The 17497-nt window shown below is 63.4% G+C and carries 15 protein-coding genes; 9 read left to right on the plus strand and 6 right to left on the minus strand.

Annotation, left to right across the window (positions count from 1 at the left end):
• The 5 genes from A5906_RS44930 to A5906_RS24170 all read left to right on the plus strand — a co-directional run.
• A partial coding sequence (locus A5906_RS44930; protein ID WP_245326914.1) for a BA14K family protein occupies positions 1-147 on the plus strand: 147 nt, incomplete at its 5' end.
• 245 nt (positions 148-392) lie between these two features.
• Positions 393-812, plus strand: a complete 420-nt coding sequence (locus tag A5906_RS24155) for a response regulator (protein WP_080137788.1) — start codon at positions 393-395, stop codon at positions 810-812.
• Positions 809-3067, plus strand: coding sequence for a CHASE3 domain-containing protein (locus A5906_RS24160; RefSeq protein WP_080137789.1), 2259 nt, complete (start codon positions 809-811; stop codon positions 3065-3067). The genes A5906_RS24155 and A5906_RS24160 overlap by 4 nt, the downstream gene beginning before the upstream one ends.
• 377 nt (positions 3068-3444) lie before the next feature.
• Complete coding sequence (locus A5906_RS24165) at positions 3445-4416, plus strand: ABC transporter substrate-binding protein (protein WP_080137790.1); 972 nt, start codon at positions 3445-3447, stop codon at positions 4414-4416.
• A gap of 8 nt (positions 4417-4424) precedes the next feature.
• Entirely contained in the window at positions 4425-6224 is a 1800-nt protein-coding gene (locus A5906_RS24170; RefSeq protein ID WP_080137791.1) for a cache domain-containing protein, read from the plus strand.
• An 18-nt stretch (positions 6225-6242) separates the two neighbouring features.
• Here A5906_RS24170 and A5906_RS24175 read toward each other — a convergent pair whose 3' ends face one another.
• Complete coding sequence (locus tag A5906_RS24175; protein ID WP_080137792.1) at positions 6243-7136, minus strand: DMT family transporter; 894 nt, start codon at positions 7134-7136, stop codon at positions 6243-6245.
• A 768-nt stretch (positions 7137-7904) separates the two neighbouring features.
• On the opposite strand from A5906_RS24175, the gene A5906_RS24185 reads away from it, so the two are divergent.
• The 3 genes from A5906_RS24185 to A5906_RS24195 all read left to right on the plus strand — a co-directional run bounded on the left by A5906_RS24185 (position 7905) and on the right by A5906_RS24195 (position 13685).
• Positions 7905-11675: a vitamin B12-dependent ribonucleotide reductase gene (locus A5906_RS24185; RefSeq protein WP_080137793.1), complete on the plus strand. Its 3771-nt coding sequence runs from the start codon at positions 7905-7907 to the stop codon at positions 11673-11675.
• Between the two features lie 631 nt (positions 11676-12306).
• Positions 12307-12822, plus strand: coding sequence for a ParB N-terminal domain-containing protein (locus A5906_RS24190; RefSeq protein ID WP_080137794.1), 516 nt, complete (start codon positions 12307-12309; stop codon positions 12820-12822).
• A 173-nt stretch (positions 12823-12995) separates the two neighbouring features.
• Positions 12996-13685 carry a phasin family protein gene (locus A5906_RS24195; RefSeq protein WP_080137795.1) on the plus strand — a complete coding sequence of 230 codons (690 nt, stop codon included), beginning with the start codon at positions 12996-12998 and terminating at the stop codon, positions 13683-13685.
• 109 nt (positions 13686-13794) lie between these two features.
• On the opposite strand, the gene A5906_RS24200 is transcribed toward A5906_RS24195, so the two are convergent.
• The 3 genes from A5906_RS24200 to A5906_RS24210 all read right to left on the minus strand — a co-directional run bounded on the left by A5906_RS24200 (position 13795) and on the right by A5906_RS24210 (position 14849).
• A complete protein-coding gene (locus tag A5906_RS24200; protein WP_080138244.1) occupies positions 13795-14091 on the minus strand; it encodes a hypothetical protein in 297 nt (98 codons plus the stop codon).
• A gap of 155 nt (positions 14092-14246) precedes the next feature.
• Positions 14247-14543, minus strand: coding sequence for a cytosolic protein (locus A5906_RS24205; protein ID WP_080137796.1), 297 nt, complete (start codon positions 14541-14543; stop codon positions 14247-14249).
• 18 nt (positions 14544-14561) lie between these two features.
• Positions 14562-14849, minus strand: a complete 288-nt coding sequence (locus A5906_RS24210; protein WP_080138245.1) for a hypothetical protein — start codon at positions 14847-14849, stop codon at positions 14562-14564.
• 218 nt (positions 14850-15067) lie between these two features.
• On the opposite strand from A5906_RS24210, the gene A5906_RS24215 reads away from it, so the two are divergent.
• Positions 15068-16096, plus strand: a complete 1029-nt coding sequence (locus tag A5906_RS24215) for a hypothetical protein (protein ID WP_080137797.1) — start codon at positions 15068-15070, stop codon at positions 16094-16096.
• Between the two features lie 168 nt (positions 16097-16264).
• Here A5906_RS24215 and A5906_RS24220 read toward each other — a convergent pair whose 3' ends face one another.
• Entirely contained in the window at positions 16265-16771 is a 507-nt protein-coding gene (locus A5906_RS24220) for a hypothetical protein (RefSeq protein WP_080137798.1), read from the minus strand.
• Between the two features lie 365 nt (positions 16772-17136).
• Positions 17137-17418, minus strand: coding sequence for a hypothetical protein (locus A5906_RS24225; RefSeq protein ID WP_080137799.1), 282 nt, complete (start codon positions 17416-17418; stop codon positions 17137-17139).
• Positions 17419-17497 lie beyond the last annotated feature (79 nt).

Here is a 17497-nt window from a genome sequence, read left to right on the forward strand (position 1 = left end):
GACAGCTACTATGACGAGCCGTCGGTGGCGGTGGTGCCCGACAGTGGCGGCGATTCCTCAGCCTACTGTGCGCAGCGATACAGATCGTATGATCCGGCCTCCGGCACATATCTCGGCTATGACGGGCAGCGTCATCCCTGCCCGTAAGCGAACCGAGCAGGTTTGAAGGCAGAGGCGTCGCAGCGATGCGGCGCCTCTTTCGCGAGGGTCATACCCGTCACCTGTTTCACGTGTATCGGGCTTTGGTTTCGACGTTGCATACAAGTTGAGTCGAAGGGACCTCTATTCACCCCGCCGTGCATATCTACCTTGATCCAATCCAAAATTGACCCGACACACGATTCGCGGATATCACCATCCCTGGTGGGGAGTTCGATCTACTGGGAAAAGTCATGCCGCGTATCCTCGTGGTAGATGACGATCCGATGGTCGGTGCGACCATCGAGGTCCTCCTCCAACGTCAGGGCTTCGACGTCACGCTGGCCGACGGCGGCGAAATGGGGCTGGCTGCGCTCGAAACGCAGACCTACGACGTGATGCTGGTCGACATCTTCATGCCGCACATGCGCGGCTTCGAATCCATCCGCATCTTTCACGAGCGCGCTCCGGCGACCCCGCTGATCGCGATGTCCGGCTATGCCTTCGCCTCGTCCGCTTCGCCCTCTCCCGACTTCCTGCGCATGGCGCTGGAGCTCGGCGCAAGCCGCTGCCTGCGCAAGCCGTTCACGCCGGACGCGCTGCTGACCACCATCCGGGAATGCCTCGCCGGCGCCGGCGAGAGCGCACAGAAGGACAAGAAAGAAGCCCCTTGATTCCTACGCAGCGCGTCATTCTCGGTGCTGGACTTGCAATTCTCCTGATCATCACCGCAGCCTCGATCGCCCTCGACGTGAAGTCGCGGTCCGAGACCGCGTGGCTCAATCACACCGTCCAGGTGCAGAAGCAGATCTCCGATCTGCGCGTGCTGCTGCGCCGCGCCGAGAGCGCCGCGCGCGGCTACGAACTCTATCGCAGCCCCGCCTTCAGCGACGAATTCCAGGCGGTGAACGCCCAGATCGCGCCGGCCCTCGCCGATCTCAAGCGCGGCGTGCGCGACAATCCCGATCAGGTCGCGCTGCTGGAGCGCACCGAGCCGCTGGCGCTGCGCCGGGTCGAGATCGCCGCCGAGGCGATGCGCCTGCGTGCCATGAACGACCAGGCCGGTATTGCCGCGCTCAACGGCAAGGCCGAGGGCCGCGGCCTGATGGACACGGTGATGGGCAATCTGGACCATCTGAGCGCAGAGGAGGAGCGCCAGCTCTCCGCCCGCTCGCAGGAATCGCGCCGCACCGGCATCGTCCTGCTCGGCATCGATGTCGCCGGCGCGCTGGTGATCCTGCTGCTGGTCGTGATGGTGATGCGCGAGAGCCAGCGCACGCAGTTCGCGCTCAAGAGCACCCTGCTGGAGACCACGGCCGCCAAGGAGCAGCTCGAGGCCGCGGTCGCCGAGCGGACCGAGCATCTGGTCGCCGCGCATGACGAGCTGCGGTTGTCGGTCAACGTGCTCCAGAGCACATTTCGCAGCATGGCGGAGGCGGTGCTGGTCATCGACGCCGAGGGCAACGTCCTTCTGTCCAATCCGGCCGCCGAGCGCATGCTGCTGCACCGAACCGGCATGAACCTCGGCAATCTGCGGGCGCTGTCCGACGTCTTTCGCGGCGACGGCGTGACGCCCATGAAGGCCGCGGACCTGCCCTCGGCGCGCGTGCTGCGCGGCGAGGAGTTCGAAGACCTGGAGATGATCGTCCGCCCGCACAGCGGCAATCAGGTGCGCCATCTCATGGTCAGCGGCCGGCCGATGCTGGACGGGCAAGGCGACATATCGGGCGCGGTCCTGGTCTATCACGACGCCACCATTTCGCGCGAGACCGAGCGGCAACTGCACCAGTCGCAGAAGCTGGATGCCATCGGCAAGCTGACCGGCGGCGTCGCGCACGACTTTAACAACATGCTGACCGTGATCTCCGGCAACACCGAGACGCTGGTCGCGGGCCTGCAGCAGCAGCCGGAGCTGCAGCGCGTGGCGCGCCTGATCGACGATGCCGCCGAGCGCTGCGCCGAGCTGATCCAGCACCTGCTCGCGTTTGCGCGCAGGCAGCCGCTGCAGCCGCGCGACGTCGAGATCAACGCCGCGATTACGGACATCGCCAAGCTGCTGCGTCCCACCCTCGGCGAGCAGATCCAGATCGAGACCGTGCTGGAACAGGGACCGATGACGGCGCATATCGATCCGTCCCGGCTCACCAATGCCGTGCTCAACATGGCGATCAACGCCCGCGACGCCATGCCGAACGGCGGCAAGCTGCTGCTGGAGACCCACCGCGTCGTGCTCGACGAGGCCTATGCGCAGGCCAATGCCGAGGTCCGTCCCGGCCCCTACGTGATGCTCGCGGTCAGCGACACCGGCACCGGCATGTCGGCCGATACCCAGCGGATGGCATTCGAGCCGTTCTTCACCACCAAGGAGGTCGGCAAGGGAAGCGGCCTCGGCCTCTCCATGGTCTATGGTTTCGTCAAGCAGTCCGGCGGTCACATCAAGATCTACAGCGAGCAAGGCCACGGCACCACGATCAAGCTCTATCTGCCGCCGGGCGAAGGCACGCCGGACCTGCCCACCGCTGCTCCGCCGCAGGCTGAAGGCGGCGCCGAGACCATTTTCGTCGTCGAGGACGATCCGCTGGTGCGCAACTTCGTCACCGCGCAGTTGCAGGGCCTCGGCTACAGGACCATCGCCGCGCCCGACAGCCGGTCGGCACTGCAAATGATCGAGGCCGGCCAGGCCTTCGATCTGCTGTTCACCGACGTCGTCATCCCCGGCGGCGTCAGCGGGCGCGAGCTCGCCGAGAAGGTGGCAACGCTCCGCCCCGGGCTGAAAGTGCTCTATACCTCCGGCTACACCGACAACGCCATCGTCCACCACGGCAAGCTGGATGACGGCGTGCTGCTGCTGACAAAGCCCTATCGCCGCAACCAGCTCGCCGAGATGGTCCGGAAGGCGCTGGGTGGCGGCGGGATGGCGGCGAGCTAGCGCGTGAACTGTCGAAGGCGCGCTTCAGTCACACGATATATGAGGTCGAGGGCACTGGCTCAGGATGTGAGTTCCGGTTGTCCTCTTGAGACGCCGTAGCTCGTCAGGATCCACGCCGGAGGTGTTCCGACACCGCGCGATGCAACGAGCAAGGCCGTCTTGATCTCGATCGAACCGGTCTCAAGCAAAAATCAAGCTCATCTCAAGGACAAATCGTCTCACCCACCCCGTCTCCGAGCATGCTCTCGGCGACAAATGTTGGAGCCGGTGTCGCGACAGTCCGCTTGCGAGCGCAACACCGAGCGCAGTCACCAGATGCACAGCTAGGATCTTTACCTGCGGCCGGAAGTGACGGCGCAGCTTCGACAGGTGCTCGCATGAAAAGACGAGAGTTCATCTTGTTGATTGGTGGAGGACTAGCCTGGCCTGCGATTGCACGGGCGCAGGGCGGAGCCAAGCTGCATCGTATCTTCTGGGTTTCGACTCAGTCCGAACCGGATCCCTTCCTGGACGGCTTTCGCGAGGGAATGCGCGCGCTGGGATACGTCGAGGGCAAGACCGTCACCTTCGAGACGCATTATTCCCCTGGAAATCCGCAGGCACTGCGCAAGATCGTCTCCGAGTTGCAGCGAGGGGATATCGACCTTGTGGTCTCGAGCGGTCCGGCAACACGCGTCATGACTGCGGTCACCGACATCCCCGTACTGTTTGCATTGAGCGGTGACCCTGTCGCCTTGGGTGTGGTGAAGAGCCTTGCTCACCCTGGCACCAATTTCACCGGCAGCACGTTCCTGTCGCTCGAGCTGGCAGGAAAGCGCGTTGAGCTGCTCAAGGACATCTATCCGAGGCTGCGAAAACTGGCCGTCTTCTCGAACACGGATCACCCGGGAGAGCCGCTGGAATGGCGTGCGACTTTGGAGTCGTGCCGGAATCTCGGCGTTGAGGCTGCCTACGTTCCCTTCTGTGGCGCTCGCGAAATCGAGAATGGGTTGATGGCTGCCGGCAAGGTGGACGCGGATGCTCTCCTCGTGTTTCCCGATGCCGTGACGCTGGTGCATCGTGCGAACATTGCAGAGTTTGCAATCGCGCACCGGCTGCCGTCGATGTTTGGCTGGTCTGAATATTGTGACGCCGGAGGTCTCTTGAGTTATGGCGCAAACCAGCGCACGACCTATTTTCGGCTGGCCACTTATGCCGATCGCATCCTGCGCGGTGAAAATCCGTCAGATCTTCCGGTGATGCGCCCCGAGAAGTTTGAACTGGCAGTCAATCTGAAGACGGCCAGGCTTCTGGGTATCGACCTGGATGTCTCGTCGATCCTGTTTCGCGCCAGCAAGGTGATCTCCTGAGAGCAGTTATGACGGACGGTGCTGCGCAGTCCTCCTCGTGTACGATGCCCCCGCGTCGCTCGCTGTTCTGCAAGTACTTCGCGACGTTGTTCGTCGCTGCGGTCGTGCCGCTGATACTCGGCGCGGCCGTCGAGGCTTCTTTCGGTTACCGAGACCAGCGCCGCCAGATCAGCGCGGTGCTGCAGGCCGATGCTCGCGCGGCGTCCGACAGGATCGAGGCGTTCACCGATGGCATCCGAGATCAGCTGGGTTGGATGGTGCAGCTTCCCTGGTCTGCCGGAGATGATGCGCAACATAAGATCGATGCCTTGCGCCTCCTCCAGCAGGTGCCTGCAATCGTTTCGGTTTCGCTTCTGGATGAGACCGGCACCGAACGGGTCTTTGTTTCCAGGCTGCTTCTGAACAGGACCGGGCGGGGCATTGATATGTCTACGGATCCCGCTGTCCTGGGCGCACGCGCCAACAAGGTCTGGTACGGACCGGTTCAGTACCAGCGAGATTCAGAGCCCTACATGAGGATCGCGGTTGCCGGGAGCCTGCCGGCCGCGGGGGTCGCGATCGCCGAGGTCAATCTGAAGCTGATCTGGGATGTCATCGCAGCCATTAGAATTGGCGAGACCGGCTACGCCATTGTTGTCGATGACTCCGGTCATCTGATCGCACATCCCGATATCAGCCTGGTTCTGCGCGGCCGGGCCAGCTCGGGCAGTTTCGGCCGGATCAAGCATCTCGTTGGCGCGGCGAGCGGAGCGGCGGCGATAACCGGGGACCAAGGCAACCCGGTGGTGGCGCTATCCGTTCAGGCCGCCGATGTGGGATGGACGGTGATCGCGATGCAGCCGGCCTCGGAAGCCTTTGCATCAATTCGCGCGGCGTTGTGGCGCTCGTCAATTCTCATTGCCTTTGGTGTTCTCATCGCGCTGGCGCTCGCCTATTGGCGGGCGCACAGAATGTCCGGCCCGATCAAGCAACTGGAAGAGGGCGTGGAACGGATCAGAACCGGACAATTCGAGCATCGCATCAAGATCTTCAGCGATGACGAGTTGCAGCAACTGGCGTTGCGCTTCAATGAAATGGCTTCTGAACTGGCGATCTCACAGCAGAAATCTGCGCGCATCGAACGGCTGAAGCAGTTCCTGCCATCACAGGTCGCCGAATTGGTCGAGCATTCTCATGAACTGCTCGAAGGGCAGCGACGTGAAGTGGCTGTCATTTTTGGCGACTTACGCGGCTTCACGGCGTTCTCCACGCGCAACGAACCCGATGTCATCATGGCCGTCATGCGCGAGTACTACGAGGCCGTCGGAGCCGTGACGACGCGTCACGAGGCAACGCTCATCGGCTTTGATGGCGACGGAGTCATGCTCCTTGTCAATGCCCCGGTCGCATGCGAACAGCCGGCAACTCAGGCGGTACGACTCGCCATCGACCTGCAAATGACGGTGCAGTCCCTTGCCGGCAAATGGTGCGACGCCGGCCACGCGATCGGCTTTGGTGTGGGCGTCGCCATGGGACCGGCAACGGTAGGAACGGTTGGTTATGACGGTCGGCTGGACTACACGGCGATGGGAGCCGTGGTGAATTTGGCGTCGCGGCTCTGCAATCTCGCGAAGGACGCCCAGATCCTGGCTGATCCCACGATCGCCGGAAGGGTGAGGGATAGCGTTCCGTTGGCATCGCTCGGACAGCGGACCATCAAAGGCTACGACCAGGCCCTCGAAATCTTTGCTGTCGCACCTGTTGACCTGCCCTTGAAACCGCCGGGCTCGGGGCAGCGCCGGCGAGAGAAAGAGCCTCAGGACGACTGATACCCGGCGTCCGGACGGCTAACGCGTCGCCAGCACCACGGCCGCGAGCGTGAAGACCAACCCGGCGATCTGCCCTGCCCCGAGCGGCTCGCCCAGCGCTATGGCCGACGTGACGACGCCGATCACCGGCACCGCCATGGTCCCGATCGCAGCGACCGAGGCCGGCAGGCGTGCGAGCGCTGCAAACCAGCTGACATAGGCGATGCAGAACTGCACGACGGTGGAATAGACCAGCAGCCACCAGCCGACCGGCGTCACCAGCGACAAATGCGTGGTCTCGACCAGGAGGCCGATGACCGAGATCGGCAGGCAGCCGATCCCGATCTGCCAGGCCGCGGCCGTGATCGGCGGCAGATGGATCGGGTACTTTTTCGAGAACACCGTGCCGACGGCAAAGCCGAGCGCGCCGCCAAGCGCCATGATAATTCCCGGCAGCTTCTCGGCGCTCGCGGCGATGCCGTTGCCGCCCATGATCGAGGCAAGGCCGGCAAAGGCCATCACCAGCCCCAGCGTGCGCAGTACGGTCGGCCGCTCCCCGAGCACCGGCCAGGCGATGATCGAGGCCCAGACCGGCATGGTGTAGGCGATCAGCGCCGCCTCGCTCGCCGGCAGCCAGAGCAGCGCCAGGCCCATCAGCACCATCCAGCCGGTGACGTTGAGCATGGCGGCGGTGAGGAGGCGCGGCCAGATCTCCGGCTCGACCTTCAGGCTCTGCCGGCGGACGAGCGCCAGCGCCGCCAGCAGGATCGCCCCGAGCACGCCGGTGACCCCGCGCAGGGTCAGCGGCGGCAGCTCGGCGAGCAGGAACTTCGTCACCGGCCAATTAAAACCCCAGCCGATCGAGGTGATCGCGAGGAACATCAGGCCGGCCGGGGCGATGCGCGGTCGCGCCCGGCGAGTCGAATCATGCATGTGGATAGTCCGGCAAAATCGCGGTCAGCTTGGCCCGGATTCGACTGAGCGACCACCAGCTCGGCGGGCATGCCTGCCCTCACCCTCCGTAGGGCTACGTGAGTCCTGCTGACGCAATCCCGGTCTCGAAAAATATACCTGCCCTGTGAACAGCGGGATGAAGGTCCGGATCATCACGGGATACAAATTTTTTCGGTTGGGAATCCCTGAGGACTCACTGATACTTGCATCTACAACAGGCGCGGGCATGCCCCCTGTTATCCCCCGCAATCCACCATATTTAGTATTTGATTCAGGAACTCGCACTAGTTCTTGACGGGCGCAACGGAGAGTCCTAGCTTTCGGTCCGTTCGGCGCGAGTGAGTTTGCGTCCCGCCGGCACTCCCCCAAAGGGTCTCGCAAATCACCACTCCGCCGGCCAGCCAAAGGCAGCGGAATAAGGGCTTGTCTGCCCTGTGAAAGCGGACTCCCGAGGCGCCAGAACGGGCCGGCAAAAGGCTCGAATGGCATCGGTTGAAGAAGTGACGTTGTGGGGCGTTGAACGCATGTCGCGCACATCCCGTTGGGGCGGATGGGCGTGGACATGCCGGCGGGTGATCGATGCACGCATCGAGGAATCGCGTCGGGAGAAACTGGGCCGGAATCCACCGGCTGAACTGCGAAGCCTTTGGGCCGATGAGGCCCGCGAGGAAGCGCGAAGCGAAATGACGACCCGGCATGCCCTCAACGAGGGGCGGAACCGGTCAAAGAAAAGGACGGGGCAAGACCATGCGGATTGAGCGGCGCCACACCACTTCGGGACAGTCACCTTACGCTGGGATCGAATTCCGGCTGACCACGTCGGAGATTCGCAATCCCGACGGCTCGGTCGTGTTCAAGCTTGATAACGTCGAGGTGCCGACCGAGTGGTCGCAGGTCGCCTCCGACGTTCTCGCCCAGAAGTATTTCCGCAAAGCGGGCGTTGCCGCGCGCCTGAAGAAGGTCGAGGAGGAATCCGTCCCCTCCTTCCTGTGGCGCTCCGTGCCCGATACCGAGGCGCTCGCCGCGCTGCCCGAGAAAGAGCGCTATGTCAGCGAGCTCTCGGCGAAACAGGTGTTCGACCGCCTCGCCGGCTGCTGGACCTATTGGGGCTGGAAGGGCGGCTACTTCACGAGCGACGACGACGCGCAGGCCTTCTACGACGAGCTCCGCTACATGCTCGCCATGCAGATGGTCGCGCCGAACTCGCCGCAATGGTTCAACACCGGCCTGCACTGGGCCTATGGCATCGACGGCCCCGGCCAGGGCCACTATTACGTCGACCCCTTCACCGGCAAGCTGACCAAGTCGAAGTCGGCCTACGAGCATCCGCAGCCGCACGCCTGCTTCATTCAGGGCGTCGGTGACGACCTCGTCAACGAGGGCGGCATCATGGACCTCTGGGTCCGCGAGGCCCGCCTGTTCAAATACGGCTCCGGCACCGGCTCCAACTTCTCCCGCCTGCGCGGCGAAGGCGAAAAGCTCTCCGGCGGCGGCCGCTCGAGCGGCCTGATGAGCTTCCTCAAGATCGGCGACCGCGCCGCCGGCGCGATCAAGTCGGGCGGCACGACGCGCCGCGCGGCCAAGATGGTCGTGGTCGACGTCGATCACCCCGACATCGAGACCTATATCGACTGGAAGGTGAAGGAGGAGCAGAAGGTCGCCGCCCTCGTCACGGGATCCAAGATCAACCAGAAGCACCTCAAGGCGGTGCTGAAGGCCTGCGTGAACTGCGAAGGCTCGGGCGACGATTGCTTCGATCCCGAGAAGAACCCTGCCCTGCGCCGGGAAATCAAGCTGGCGCGCCGCAGCCTCGTGCCCGACAATTACATCAAGCGCGTCATCCAATTTGCAAAACAGGGCTACAAGGACATCCAGTTCGATACCTACGACACCGATTGGGATAGCGAAGCCTATCTCACGGTCTCGGGGCAGAACTCCAACAACTCGGTCTCGCTGAAGGACGACTTCCTGCGCGCCGTGGAAACCGACGGTGACTGGAATCTCAACGCCCGCACCTCCAAGAAGGTGACGAAGACGCTGAAGGCGCGCGACCTCTGGGAGAAGATCGGCTACGCCGCCTGGGCGTCGGCCGACCCGGGCCTGCACTTCAACACCACGATGAACGACTGGCACACCTGCAAGGCGTCCGGCGACATCCGCGCGTCCAATCCGTGCTCGGAATACATGTTCCTGGACGACACCGCGTGTAACCTCGCGTCCGCGAACCTGCTCACCTTCTACAACACCACGACCAAGCAGTTCGACGTCGCCGGCTACGAGCACCTCTGCCAGCTCTGGACCATCGTGCTCGAAATCTCGGTGATGATGGCGCAGTTCCCCTCGCGCGCGATCGCCGAGCTCTCCTACGAGTTCCGCACGCTTGGTCTGGGCTATGCCAATATCGGCGGCCTCCTGATGACCATGGGCCTGTCCTATGACAGCAAGGAAGGCCGTGCGCTCTGCGGCGCGCTGACCGCCGTGATGACCGGCATCACCTACAAGACCTCGGCGGAGATGGCGGCCGAGCTCGGCACCTTCCCCGGCTACAAGAAGAACGCCGCGCACATGCTGCGCGTCATCCGCAACCACCGCCGCGCCGCCCATGGCGAGGCTTCCGGTTACGAGGCGCTCAGCGTCAACCCGGTGCCGCTCGACCACGCCTCCTGCCCGCAAGCCGACATCGTCGAGCGTGCCAAGCTGGCCTGGGATGCGGCGCTCGAGCTCGGCGAGAAGCACGGCTATCGCAACGCCCAGACCACGGTGATCGCGCCGACCGGCACGATCGGCCTCGTCATGGACTGCGACACCACCGGCATCGAGCCCGACTTCGCGCTGGTGAAGTTCAAGAAGCTGGCCGGCGGCGGCTACTTCAAGATCATCAACCGTGCGGTGCCCTCGGCGCTGCGCGCGCTCGGCTATCGCGAGAGCGAGATCGCGGAGATCGAGGCCTACGCCGTCGGCCACGGCTCGCTCTCCAACGCGCCCGGCATCAACGCCTCGACCCTCAAGGCCAAGGGCTTCACCGATGAAGCCATCGCCAAGGTCGAGAAGGCCCTGCCGACCGCCTTCGACATCAAGTTCGCATTCAACAAGTGGACCTTTGGTGAGGACTTCATCCGCGACCAGCTCGGCATCGGCGCGGAAGCCATTGCGGCTCCCGGCTTCGACCTGCTCCAGGCCGTCGGCTTCACCAAGCGCGAGATCGAGGCGGCCAACGTCCACATCTGCGGCGCGATGACGGTCGAGGGAGCTCCGCACCTCAAGGCCGAGCACTATCCGGTGTTCGACTGCGCCAATCCCTGCGGCAAGATCGGCAAGCGCTATCTGTCGGTCGAGAGCCACATCCGCATGATGGCCGCTGCCCAGCCCTTCATCTCGGGTGCGATCTCCAAGACCATCAACATGCCGAACGACGCCACGGTGGAGGACTGCAAGTCCGCCTACATGCTGTCGTGGAAGCTCGCCCTGAAGGCCAACGCGCTCTATCGCGACGGCTCCAAGCTCAGCCAGCCGCTCAACTCGCAGCTCATCAGCGACGACGAGGACGAGGACGATGCGGTCGACCATCTCTACGAGAAGCCGATGGCGGCGCGTGCCGCCCAGGTCTCGGAGAAGATCGTCGAGAAGCTGGTCGAGCGCATCATCGTGATGCGCGAGCGCGAGAAGATGCCGGATCGCCGCAAGGGCTACACCCAGAAGGCGGTCGTCGGCGGCCACAAGGTCTACCTGCGCACCGGCGAGTATGACGACGGCCGTCTCGGCGAGATCTTCATCGACATGCACAAGGAAGGCGCAGCGCTCCGCTCCTTCATCAACAATTTTGCGATCGCGGTCTCCCTCGGTCTGCAATACGGCGTGCCGCTGGACGAATATGTCGACGCCTTCACCTTCACCCGCTTCGAGCCGGCGGGCCCCGTGCAGGGCAACGACAGCATCAAGTACGCGACCTCGATCCTCGACTACGTCTTCCGCGAGCTGGCGGTGAGCTACCTCAGCCGCTTCGACCTCGCCCACGTCGATCCCAACGAGACGGGCTTTGACGCGCTCGGCAAGGGCGTCGAGGAAGGCAAGGAGCCGGACGAGGACGGCGGCCACCACGCGACCAAGCTGGTCTCGCGCGGCCTCACCCGCTCGCGGACCGACAACCTCGTCGTGATGCGCGGCGGCTCGACCGCAGTCGCGCAAGGCAACGACAGCGCGCCATCAGGCGGCAGCAAGGTCACCGCCCTCGCCGCTCACGGCGCGAGCACCCGTGTCGGCGATGCCATCGAAGGCGCCGTCGCCCTGAAGCAGGAAGCCCAGCACGATCTCTCCCCCACGGAGAAGCTCGAGCAGCTGCAGTGGAGCAAGGCCGGCACCGCGCAAACCATCGTCCCCACCAAGGCCGAACGCCGCGCCGAAGCCAAGGCCAAGGGCTACGAGGGCGAGATGTGCTCAGAGTGCGGCAACTTCACGCTGGTGCGGAATGGGACTTGCATGAAGTGCGATACGTGCGGGTCCACGACGGGGTGTTCGTGAGGGGGAGCGCCTCGCAACCATAGTTAGACCGGACTTAATCCGGGTATACGCAAAGGGCGGCCGAGGGGCCGCCCTTTTTGCATCTAGAGCCCCACATATTTTAGTCTTTTCGCGCACCGGCGGGGCCACACACGATCACAGTCCTTGGGCGATGGATTCAGTGGGGTGCGAGGCCGAAATTCGCGTGCAGCCCGGCATGTCCCACTATTTCGAAAATGGGGCCGATCGTGAACACCAACATGGACACGTTCAATATCGCGTCGATGGGCGTAACCGGACGGCCTGTGCCCTGCCACAACAGGCATAACACGCCCTACATGTTCTACTCGCTCGATGCGACTGCTGGAGCTGCCGCGGTCGCGAGGACAAAAGCCCGAAATTAATCCGACGGATGGCCTCGAATTACGGTGACAGTGCACTGAATTCACTCGCTCCGATCTGCGGCTTCGGCTCGCGTTCGGTGAACGGCGTCAATTAAGTGCATTGCCACCGTCATCAAGATCGGTTCGAGCTTCGCTGCTCCGTCAATACCCTGCCCCCGAAATTGCCTTTGCGGTCGAGCCCTTCCCCCCTAAACTCCGGACACCAGCGGCATGAGTTCCGATCGCGCCGGTAGAAGCGGAGTCAAGTAATGCCCAAACCGGAAAGCTTCCCGATCGAGAAGATCTTCGTTCCCACGAAGCAGAAGAAGGCGATCAAGTCCGAGACCGTCGCGGAGATCGCGGAAAGCATTCTGGACATCGGACAACAGGCCCCCATTTCCGTTCGGCTCGACGGAGACCGCCTCGTTCTGGTCGAGGGACTGCATCGGTTAGAGGCCTGCAAGGCGCTCGGCGAGACAACCATTCTCGGTGTCCTGGTCCCAGCGGAGCTCACTCAACCCAAGCCGCTGCTTGCCGAACGCCCCGAAGTCGAGGCAGAGCGCCTCAAGATGGCGCGATTGAAACAGTTGCGCCTGGAGAAGGAAGCCGCAGAGGCATCGACTGCTGCCTTGAAGGGCGCTGGCGCAAAGGAAGCGCCGCGCACCCGTCCGGCGAAAGGCATCCGCGACAATCCGAAGGCATCACCGGGCCGGACTGCGAAATCGAAACCGAAAACATTGTCGGACTGGATCATGCAGCAAAAGGGCAGCGGCGGCCGCTATTGATTGCCGGCTCCATCCTTCGCGGATCGGCATTGATCCGTTTCGCTCCGCTCGACTTCGTTTCTCCGTTGATAAACAGGAGATGGGTTGCGCCTTCGGCTAACCCATCCTGTACCGCGCAGGACGGTCAAGAGCCGGCGGGGCGGCGCTGCCCATGCCCGGCAAAATCTCACCACATGGCCGCCACGCAAGCGACAACGCACAATCGCGATTTGAGCGCAAACGCGCCGGAGGCTTGCGGCTTCAGCGATATTCAGGAGCCATTTGCAATGTTGGGTACGGTAGAAAATAAGCCAATGAAAAAATCCGGCCGGCGCCACGGGAAGAAGAAGGCCGGGCATCGGACCGGGGCGGGCGAGCAACACGCAACTGCAGCGCATCCATTGCCGGATACCTCGGTGGAGATCAGCCAAGAGAACGAGCTAGAGAACGAGCAAGAGAACAGGCCAGATACCGTGCAACAGACCGAGCAAGAGGTCGAGACGAGCCGACCGGTCGCTGCGCAGGTGCCCTCGGTTGCAGCCTCGCCGTCCGGGATGGAGATCGCTGCCAGCGCGCCTGTCACACCCTTGGAACCCTCGCTGGCCGGCGCGCAGGCGATTGCCGATGCCTATAGCGGCTACATCAAGACGTCGGTCGAGCACGCCTGGACCTTCCTGGGAAAGCTCGCGACGGCGCGCTCACCCGTCGAGGCCCTTGAGCTGCAGATGGAGTACGCGAAACAGACGTACGACTCTCTTGTCGCCGAATCCAAGAAGATCGCCGTGTTGCATGAACAAATGACCAGACAAAGGTTCATGCATCTCGAGGGGTTCGTGGCCAGGCTCACCCAGACGACGCTCGAAATCCGCGCGACTCGTCACTAACGGCCGGAAGCCCTGCCCACCATTTGAGGTGAGGGGTTTCTCGCGGGACTCAACCCATCCTGCGTCCGACCGGCCGTTGTGTCCCGTCAGTGCCTGCACCGCCTGGCGTTCAGTACCCTGACTTGGCTTTCGCGCCGGTGGACGGCCTCATGCTCGCACCTGTAGTTTGTCCTGTAGTGTGTCCTGGAGCGTAGTTCGACGCGCCGTGGCTGGTGCTTTTCGCGGACTTCGCGTGATGTTTCATCTTATGCCCGGGAGCGTAGCCGGATGCGCCCGGTTCGCCCGTCTTGGAACCCATTTGCTGCATCTCATGACCCGGCGTCTTGCTCGATACACCCTGGGCAAACACGGCTGGTGCTGTCGCCATGACAACGGCAGTCGAAAGCGCGATGATCCTTGCTTTCATGTTGTCCTCCTCCAACAAGCCCCTCAAGGAAAACGGAATGAGCGAGCGCCCGTTCCTCCCTGGGAACGTTCATGGTGAGACAAGCTGGTCCCTGCCGCCGCCGCAACGCAATGAACCGTTTTTTCGAAAGCGATCATGCCGCAAGGCAGCACCGATCACGACTGTTCGATCAGGATCGGTGAACCGAGCTCTTCGAAACGAAAGAGCTGAAACACCCGCTGGCCATTGAAGTCGAGCACTCTCAAATCATCGGTCTCGTGCAGGTTGCTTTCAACCGCCTGGAAGTGCCCGCCGTAGCGCTCCCGGGCGAGCGACAAGGGAACATCGAACGCGACGAACTTGCCGATACCTTTCTGCCTGAGCACCCCAAGAAGCTTGAGGTCGTTCAGGGACTGATGCGAGGTGAGAACAAGCAGCGGACCGCTCGCCGTCAGCAGCAAAAGCGATTTCATCGGATCCTCCTTTGCACCCTACCTGATCTTCGCCAGGCACTCCTTCAGGCGCTCCAGCTCCGTACGAACCTGCGCCTCCATGGCGTCTTGCAATGCGAGGATGCCCCTGCTGGACAATTCCGCGGAGGCCTTTCTGTCCAGATTCTGCTTCCAGTCCCGGATGCCTTGCCTGGTGGCCCGCTGGGCCTCCGCCGTCGTCTTGGCGTATTCCTTCATGCAGGCATCGGCCATCGAGCATGTCTGGCACTCCTGGGCGGCGGCCGGACTTGCAAGAAGCAGGGCGAGTATCGCGGCAGGGACCCTCATTGCGGTTCCTCCCGCGATTAGCATAGCACGGCGCAGGGATGTCGGGGGAAGCAGCCCCGGCTGTTTCATCGCCAGAAGATCGAAGCGATCGCGCGACAGCGCCATCTCGCGCATCGTACCGAGCCGCCATAATTTTTCCTTGGCACACGCGTTGTGTCTGATCGTGGCGAGACCTATCCTTCCCATGATCGGACTGCCTCCCATTGACGCCCGACCGGATGGAGAGCGCATCGGTGCCTGACACGAACGACCCCAAACCTGAGACCGACAAGCCTGACAGCGCCAAGCCTGATGTCGCCAAGCCTGATGTCGCCAAGCCTGACGCCGCCAAGCCGGACGAGGCGCGCGCGGACGGCGGGCTGGCGCGGGCTTATGACCGGATCAAGAGCGCGGAGGAAGACCTCGCGCGGCTGGACCGGCTGGTTTCCGGAATGGAACGCGACAGCGAAGGCCCGCGGGCCTCGCACGCCGCTGCGACCGCCACCGCAACGTCCGCCAGCAAGGCACCGGCGCCGGACACCAAGGTCCCAAATGCGAAGCCTCGCGATCAAGGCTTGAAGGGAGACCGGACCATGATGCGCGCTCTGGTCGGCCTCGTGCTGGCGGTCGGCCTGCTCGGCGCCGCCTTCGCTTCGCAATATCGTGACGAGGCGCAATCGATCGGCAAGTCGATCATGGCGCGGTGGGCTCCGCCGGCGGCGAGCACGCCCCCGCAAGCTTCCGCGGTGGAAAGTCCCGCGCAGCCACGGGCAATGGTGCTGGCTGCTGCGGATGAGCCGAGCCCGGTGCCCGCGCCGCAGCTACCTAAGGACACCGACAGCGCCCCGAAGCCTGCCGCCACCGCGCCCGAGCCGGCATCGTCCGAGCTCGCGCAATCGCTCAAGGCCATCACCAGCGAGCTTGCGAACATCAATGGCAAGCTCGAGCAACTGAAGAGCAGCAACGAGCAGACCCTGCGCGAGCAGGCCGCCACCATTCAGCAGCTCAAGGCGGCGCAGGAGAAGGATGCGGCGGACAATGCCCGCCTCGCCACGCAACTCCAGGCGCTGCAAACGCAGCCGACCGCGTCATCCGCCCCTGCCGCCGCAAAGCCCATCGTGCGCAGCGCGACGAGCAATGAGGCGGTTGCGCGTGCCCGGCCGCACGTACCGGACGTCGCACCGCGGCGGCCGAGACCGCCGCCGCGCGGACCCTGGATGCCGCCGCGCTATATGGCCGATCCTTATTACGGCGATCCGGATTGGTGAGCCCCAAAGGCGGGATTGCAATCGAAGTGCCGTAGAGTGGGCAAAGACGCACTTGCGCCGTGCCCACCCTTTCGTGTTGAGATCGCGTTGGTGGGCACGCTTCCGCCTTCGCTCTTTCGAGCTACGGCGGACACGTCGCTTCGCCCACCCTACGGACCTACACCCGCCTCACCGGACTTCGCTCATCGTCACCTTGGCGGCGATCCCGGGCAGCTCGGAGTCTTGCAGTGCAAGCTCCTCATCGCACGATGAGCCTACCGACACTTCCGCCATTCTGCGCTTGACCTGCTCGCATGTCTTGCGGACGTCCTCGGTGAACAGCGCGCATTCTTCGATGCGCTTGAAGATCTTCCGTCCCTCTTCACGATACCCCGCCGCCGTTTCCCGCATGAAGGCGATCGCATCATGGACCTGGGCCGTCAGCGCCTCGCATTTTTGCGCGGCGTCGATCAGCTCGGTGCCCATGGCCTCGATCTCCTTTGCGGCGGACTCATAGTCGCGAATGACCGCCTCTGCACTGAGCGCGCCGACGCGCGTGACGCCCTCGGTGTGCTCGACGTAATCAGGCAAAGCAATGGAAGCCAGAGAGCTTCCCGGGCGTACCGACGCAATGTCCGCCTCGAGCTGGACCAGGTTCACGCCTTCCCGTCTGCGCAATTGTTCAACACTTGCCATGATCGGTTCTCCCAATACGCACCCAGAACCCCAAACAGTATTGGGTTTATTACGGGGGTAAGTGGCATTCTACACTGATGTATTCTTGACAGTCGCAGCTTTGCCATTTTTTCCCGATCGCTGGCGCCGCACGCAACGATGAGGGATTCATGATCGCGCAACTTCTCCTGGTCGCCGGCTTTGCCGCGAGGGTCAACGCGATCAAGCGGCAGTTTTTGCCGCTTGCGGCGGAGGTCGAGGGCTAGCAAAGAAGCGTAGCCCGGATGAGCGAAGCGACATCCGGGACAGCGTGCCGAAGCATTCCCCCGGATGTCGCTTCGTTCATCCGGGCTACGAGTGCCGCAGGGTAGGCAAAGCCTCGATCTTCACCACCAATACGGCCAGCGCCACGCCTCGTAGCGAATGTATGACGGCACCAGCGGGGGGCCGTAGGGATCGACGCGGTCGTCCTCCGGGCGATAGCGATAGCGCGGGACGATGTTGTAATCCCACGGCGTCGGCCTCAGCACGGGCGCCGTGACGATCAGCCTGTCCTGCGGTGCACGAACGACGACGGCCTTCCGCGTCCGGGCTTCGGCGCCGGACGTTGCAAGGCTGGACAGCACCAGGGCCGTTCCCAGCGCACACGCGACGGTCATTTTTGTCATGCGTCAGTCTCCTTGCCGCAAGAGTGCAAAAGGACTCACGGCAAGGCAAGCTAAAATCTCATCACGCTTCAGGCACCCG

It is taken from the genome of Bradyrhizobium sacchari, from assembly GCF_002068095.1.
Lineage (GTDB): Bacteria > Pseudomonadota > Alphaproteobacteria > Rhizobiales > Xanthobacteraceae > Bradyrhizobium > Bradyrhizobium sacchari.

What these genes read in the sequence shown, in the direction of transcription:
- A5906_RS24185 (WP_080137793.1), top strand. Translation starts at nt 7,905, where the DNA reads ATGCGGATTGAGCGGCGCCACACCACTTCGGGACAGTCACCTTACGCT.
- A5906_RS24210 (WP_080138245.1), bottom strand. Translation starts at nt 14,849, where the DNA reads ATGAGGGTCCCTGCCGCGATACTCGCCCTGCTTCTTGCAAGTCCGGCC.
- A5906_RS24220 (WP_080137798.1), bottom strand. Translation starts at nt 16,771, where the DNA reads ATGGCAAGTGTTGAACAATTGCGCAGACGGGAAGGCGTGAACCTGGTC.
- A5906_RS24200 (WP_080138244.1), bottom strand. Translation starts at nt 14,091, where the DNA reads ATGAAAGCAAGGATCATCGCGCTTTCGACTGCCGTTGTCATGGCGACA.
- A5906_RS24175 (WP_080137792.1), bottom strand. Translation starts at nt 7,136, where the DNA reads ATGCATGATTCGACTCGCCGGGCGCGACCGCGCATCGCCCCGGCCGGC.
- A5906_RS24215 (WP_080137797.1), top strand. Translation starts at nt 15,068, where the DNA reads ATGGAGAGCGCATCGGTGCCTGACACGAACGACCCCAAACCTGAGACC.
- A5906_RS24205 (WP_080137796.1), bottom strand. Translation starts at nt 14,543, where the DNA reads ATGAAATCGCTTTTGCTGCTGACGGCGAGCGGTCCGCTGCTTGTTCTC.
- A5906_RS24225 (WP_080137799.1), bottom strand. Translation starts at nt 17,418, where the DNA reads ATGACAAAAATGACCGTCGCGTGTGCGCTGGGAACGGCCCTGGTGCTG.
- A5906_RS24195 (WP_080137795.1), top strand. Translation starts at nt 12,996, where the DNA reads ATGGCCGCCACGCAAGCGACAACGCACAATCGCGATTTGAGCGCAAAC.
- A5906_RS24190 (WP_080137794.1), top strand. Translation starts at nt 12,307, where the DNA reads ATGCCCAAACCGGAAAGCTTCCCGATCGAGAAGATCTTCGTTCCCACG.
- A5906_RS24165 (WP_080137790.1), top strand. Translation starts at nt 3,445, where the DNA reads ATGAAAAGACGAGAGTTCATCTTGTTGATTGGTGGAGGACTAGCCTGG.
- A5906_RS24155 (WP_080137788.1), top strand. Translation starts at nt 393, where the DNA reads ATGCCGCGTATCCTCGTGGTAGATGACGATCCGATGGTCGGTGCGACC.
- A5906_RS24170 (WP_080137791.1), top strand. Translation starts at nt 4,425, where the DNA reads ATGACGGACGGTGCTGCGCAGTCCTCCTCGTGTACGATGCCCCCGCGT.